The sequence below is a fragment of the Microbacterium sp. PF5 genome (assembly GCF_004794315.1).
In the GTDB taxonomy this organism is placed as follows: domain Bacteria; phylum Actinomycetota; class Actinomycetes; order Actinomycetales; family Microbacteriaceae; genus Microbacterium; species Microbacterium sufflavum.
In genome coordinates, this window is the sequence record NZ_SSDQ01000160.1 from 1 (window position 1) to 4,590 (window position 4,590).

The 4,590-nt window shown below is 72.8% G+C and carries 6 protein-coding genes; 2 read left to right on the top strand and 4 right to left on the bottom strand.

The features are described from left to right. A partial coding sequence (locus tag DW297_RS15855; protein ID WP_136034168.1) for a M23 family metallopeptidase occupies positions 1–438 on the top strand: 438 nt, incomplete at its 5' end. Positions 439–610: 172 nt separating this feature from the next. Here the strand turns inward: DW297_RS15855 and DW297_RS15860 are convergent. Next, positions 611–1,915: an FAD-dependent oxidoreductase gene (locus tag DW297_RS15860; RefSeq protein ID WP_136034170.1), complete on the bottom strand. Its 1,305-nt coding sequence runs from the start codon at positions 1,913–1,915 to the stop codon at positions 611–613. A gap of 84 nt (positions 1,916–1,999) precedes the next feature. Here DW297_RS15860 and DW297_RS15865 point away from each other — a divergent pair, with 84 nt between their 5' ends. After that, positions 2,000–2,341, top strand: a complete 342-nt coding sequence (locus DW297_RS15865; RefSeq protein WP_136034172.1) for an ArsR/SmtB family transcription factor — start codon at positions 2,000–2,002, stop codon at positions 2,339–2,341. A gap of 80 nt (positions 2,342–2,421) precedes the next feature. On the opposite strand, the gene DW297_RS15870 is transcribed toward DW297_RS15865, so the two are convergent. The 3 genes from DW297_RS15870 to DW297_RS15880 form a co-directional block, all read right to left on the bottom strand. After that, positions 2,422–3,582 (bottom strand): flagellar hook protein FlgE, encoded by a 1,161-nt coding sequence (locus DW297_RS15870; protein ID WP_136034174.1) that lies wholly within the window; start codon positions 3,580–3,582, stop codon positions 2,422–2,424. 25 nt (positions 3,583–3,607) lie between these two features. Continuing rightward, positions 3,608–4,066 carry a flagellar hook capping FlgD N-terminal domain-containing protein gene (locus tag DW297_RS15875; RefSeq protein ID WP_136034176.1) on the bottom strand — a complete coding sequence of 153 codons (459 nt, stop codon included), beginning with the start codon at positions 4,064–4,066 and terminating at the stop codon, positions 3,608–3,610. 14 nt (positions 4,067–4,080) lie between these two features. Then, a partial coding sequence (locus tag DW297_RS15880) for a flagellar hook-length control protein FliK (protein ID WP_136034180.1) occupies positions 4,081–4,590 on the bottom strand: 510 nt, incomplete at its 5' end.

Genomic DNA, 4,590 nt, shown 5'->3' on the forward strand with positions numbered 1-4,590 from the left:
GGGGGAGGCTCGGCCGGTTCGGGCGGCTGGGTGCGGCCGCACGGCGGGGCCCGCAGCTCCAGCTACGGACCCCGCACGTCGATCTGCGGCCCTCGGGGCTGCTCGTCGAGCTTCCACTACGGCGCCGACCTGGCGAACGGCTGCGGTGCCGCGATCTACGCCGCGAACTCCGGCACCGTGGACTACGCCGGATCGAACGGCAACTACGGCAACTACGTGCGCATCCAGCACGGCGGCGGCGTGAGCACGGGCTACGCGCACATCAAGAACGGCGGCATCATCGTGCGCCGCGGCCAGTGGGTCAACGCGGGCCAGGTCATCGCGTACGCCGGAGACACCGGCCGTTCGTTCGGCTGCCACTTGCACTTCGAGGTGTACATCAACGGCGGGTACACGAACCCCGTCCGCTTCATGGAGGACCGCGGCGTCTACGTCTGACCCCGCGGAGGCGCGGCGATCCACCCGGTGGCGGGCCCTCTGCGCAGCCCGCCTGCCACTCGGATACGAAGGCGGAGCAGCGGCCGCGTTACTGAGGTTTATGGGTGCTAAACCTCAGTAACGATCGCGTTACTGAGCTTTACGGATGCTAAACCTCAGTAACGCCCCCGCGTCAGCCCACGCTGACCGGGCGCGAGCCGAGCTGGAGCACGGTCGGCGCGCCGCAGCAGCCGCCTCCGGCCTCGGCGTCGAACCCGCCCGCACCGCCGCACACCCCGGTGGCGGGGAGCACGAGCTCATCGCGCGCGGCGGCCTCGTGGTCGCCCGCGAGGTGCGCGACCACGCTCCGGACCTGTTCGAAGCCGGTCAGTGCGAGGAACGTCGGCGCCCGGCCGTACGACTTGGCGCCGACGACGAACAGGTCCTGTTCGGGCTGGGCGAGCTGTCGCGCACCGGTGGCGGGCACGGAGCCGCACGAGTGGATGTTGGGGTCGATGTCGGCGGCGATGCCGGCGACGGCGTCGAGGGTGGGGTCGAGGGCGATGCGCACCTCGCGCAGGAAGCTCGTGTCGGGCCGGAACCCGGTGAGCGCGAACACCTGGGCGACCCCGGCGATCTCGCGGCCGTCCTCCGCGTGCACCGAGAGCGTGTCGCCGTGGGAGGCGAGCTCGGCGACGCGGAACCCGGTGACGAGCTCGACCGTCCCGGCGTCGACCACCTCGCGCGCGCGGCGGCCGAGGGCGGCGCGCTCGGCGAGGTCGTCGGCGTCACCTCCGCCGAAGGTGTGCCCTGTGCTGCCGCGCCGCAGGAGCCAGGTGACGCGGGTGCCCGGCTCGCGGCGGGCCAGGTCGGCGAGGCGGAGCGCGGTGTGCGTCGCGGAGTGCCCGGCCCCCACGACCACGACGTGCCGCCCGGCGAACGCGGACACGTCGTCGGGGATCCGGTACGAGACCCGGTCGGCGGCTGCGGTCTCGCCCAGGGCGGGGAAGCCGTCGGCGCCCGCGGGGTTGGGAAGGCCCCAGGTGCCGCTCGCGTCGATGACCGCTCGGGCGACGATGCGGCCCTCCACGCCCTGGCGGTCTCGCGTGTGGACGACGAACGGCTGCGCCGCGCGGCCGCTGTCCACGACCCGGTCTCGTCCCTGTCGGGCGATCCCGGTGACGGTGGTCGCGTAGCGCACCCGCTCGCCCAGGCTCGCGGCGAGGGGCGCGAGGTAGCCCTCGACCCATTCGGCGCCGGTGGGGTACCCGCGGCTCGGCGCGACCCAGCCGGTGGGTTCGAGCAGGCGGCGCGCCGCCGCGTCGGTCAGCTCGGGCCACGCGGAGAACAGGCGCACGTGCCCCCATTCCGCCACGGCGGCCCCGGCGGCGTCGCCGCGTTCCACGACGATCGCGTCGAGACCGCGCTCGGTCAGGTGGGCGGCGGCGGCGAGGCCCTGCGGGCCGGCTCCGATGACGACGACGGGTAGTGCGGACATCCGATGCTCCTCGTATCGATGAATATCAATACGAGGAGCATCACGGATCTATCGAAGAATGTCAATACGTGAGAGACTGGACTGGTGAGTCTCCCCACCGTGATCGACCAGACCGCGTGCTGCGTGCCGCGGGTGACCTCCGCCCTCACGCCGCACGACGCCGAGCGGGCGGCGCGCGTGTTCAAGGCGATGGGCGATCCGACCCGGGTCCTGCTGCTGTCGCTCATCGCGGGCAGCCCGGAGGGGGAGGCGTGCATCTGCGACCTCACCGAGCCCGTCGGGCTGTCGCAGGCGACCGTGTCGCACCACATGAAGCTGCTCGCCGAGGCGGGACTGGTCACGCGTGAGCAGCGCGGGCGGTGGGCGTACTTCGCGCTGAACGAGGAGGTGCTCCGCGCCGCCGCCGACGCGCTGCGCCCGGCCTGACGCTCCGCCCGCTCCACCAAGCCGTACGAGACGGGAGGGTCCCCGACGCGCGGCGGACCCTCCCGTGCGACCCCGCGGGATCAGCGCTTGAGGTTGGTCAGCTCCTGCAGCACCTCGTCGCTCGTGGTGATGATGCGTGCGTTCGCCTGGAAACCGCGCTGGGCCACGATGAGGTTCGTGAACTCCTGCGACAGGTCGACGTTCGACATCTCCAGCGCGCCGCTGATGATGCCGCCCAGGCCCGCGGTCCCGGCCTGACCGAGCTCGGGCTGACCCGAGTTGCCGCTCGGACGGAACTGCGAGGAGCCGACCTTCTCGAGTCCGCCGGGGTTGACGAAGCCGGCGAGCGCGATGCGGGCGAGCACCTGGGTGTCGCCGTTGCTGAACGTGCCGACCAGGCTGCCGTCGTTGGTCAGCGCGTAGGAGGCGAGCGTGCCGGCCGGCTTGCCGTTCTGCTCCTTGAGGGCGAGATCGCTCACGTCGGCGAAGCCGGTCACGGCGGACAGGTCGACCGTGATGCCGCCCGACACGATGCTGCCCGCGCCGTTCTGCTTCCCGTCGGTGAAGGTGAGCGAGGTCGTGGCGCCGGCGCCGTCGGCCACGTCCCACCCGGTCGCGGTGCGGGTGAACGTGAGGCGCAGCGTGGTGGCGGCGCCGTCGGCGTCGTAGGTCTTGATGTCGCGGACGAGGGTCTCACCCACGGCGGCACCCGAGGGCAGGTTCCCGGTGGCGCGGGCGGTCGTGGTGGCCGCGGCGGGGCTCAGCGCTCCGACCGGGAGGGTGATGTCGCCGATGCCCTGGCCGGGAACGATCGCGCCGTTCTGCGCCGTCCAGCCCTGCACGAGCGCGCCGCCCGCGCCGACCAGGCGACCGGTCGCGTCGAACGTGAAGCCGCCGTTGCGGGTGTACAGGGTCTCGCCGCCCGACCGCACCACGAAGAAGCCGTCGCCCGAGATCATCAGGTCGGTGGGCACACCGGTCGGCTGCGGGGCACCGCCGGCGAAGTTGGTGCTGATGCCGGCGACCTGCACGCCGAGGCCCACCTGGGCGGGGTTCTGACCGCCCTGGGCCTGCTGCGGCAGCATCGAGTTGCGCAGCAGCTGCGACAGCGAGTCCTGGAACTGCACGGACGACGCCTTGAAGCCGGTCGTGTTGACGTTGGCGATGTTGTTGCCCGTCACGTCGAGCATGGTCTGGTGCGAGCGGAGGCCGGAGATTCCGGAGAAGAGCGAGCGGAGCATGGTGATGCCTTTCTGGGGAGAGGGGTCAGGCAGCGGAGCCGGGAGCGAGGGAGACGCCGGAGACGGCGTCGAGGGGGATGGAGACGTCGCCGATCATGACGAGCGGCACCGCCCCCTTGTAGGACACCGCGGTGACGATGCCCTTCTTGGTGGTGCCGTCGGCGTCGACGTACTGCGCCTCGCGCCCGATCAGCGCGGCGGCGGTCTGGCGCATGCTGAGCGCGAAGTTCTCGGTGGTGGTCGTCGACAGCGCGGTGAGCTGCTCCATCGAGGCGAGCTGCGTGGTCTGCGAGATCATCTCGTTGGTGTTCATGGGCGAGCTGGGATCCTGATTGGTCAGCTGTGTCACGAGCAGCTTCAGGAACACCTCGGAGTCGAGGCTCTTCTTGCGCTCGGACGCGGGGGTGGTGCTGCCCGTCTGCACGCCGGACGCGGGTGTGCTGCCCGGGGGGATCGTGCCGGGGATGGAGTCGACCGTGGTCATGGGGTCCTCTCTGATCAGGCGTAGACGTCGATGCCGCCGTGCGGCGGGGCGGTCGGGACGGGCGGCGGTGGTGCGGGCGAGGTCGACGGCAGGGGCCGCGCGGCCGCGGACTGCCGGTCGGTGCCCTGGCCCCCGGCGGCGCCCTGGCCTCCGGTGGTGCCCTGGCCTCCGGCGGAGGGGCCCTGCGGGGTGGACGAGCCGGGGCCGTCCGACGACGAGGCGAGACTCAGGGTGGCCTGGGGCGCGGCGACGGCGAGGTCGCGGCGGAGGTCGGCGAGGATCGCCCGCAGCGCCTCGCGGCCGAGCTCACCGGGCGCCTGCAGCTCGATGCGGATCGCGGCGCCGGAGATATGGGCGCGCACGGTCACCGGTCCCAGGTTCTCGGGCGACACCGTGAGCGTGATCCGGTGGTCGCCGTCGGACGCGCGGGCGAGCGAGACCACGGGCGCCGACAGCTGCGGCAGGAGCGGGGTCCGTGCCGCGGCGGCGGGCGCGGCGGCGGGTGGAGCGGCGGCGCGCCCGCC

Excerpts from the sequence above, each read along its gene's own strand:
- DW297_RS15875 (WP_136034176.1), bottom strand. The coding sequence starts at position 4,066 with ATGACCACGGTCGACTCCATCCCCGGCACGATCCCCCCGGGCAGCACA.
- DW297_RS15870 (WP_136034174.1), bottom strand. The coding sequence starts at position 3,582 with ATGCTCCGCTCGCTCTTCTCCGGAATCTCCGGCCTCCGCTCGCACCAG.
- DW297_RS15860 (WP_136034170.1), bottom strand. The coding sequence starts at position 1,915 with ATGTCCGCACTACCCGTCGTCGTCATCGGAGCCGGCCCGCAGGGCCTC.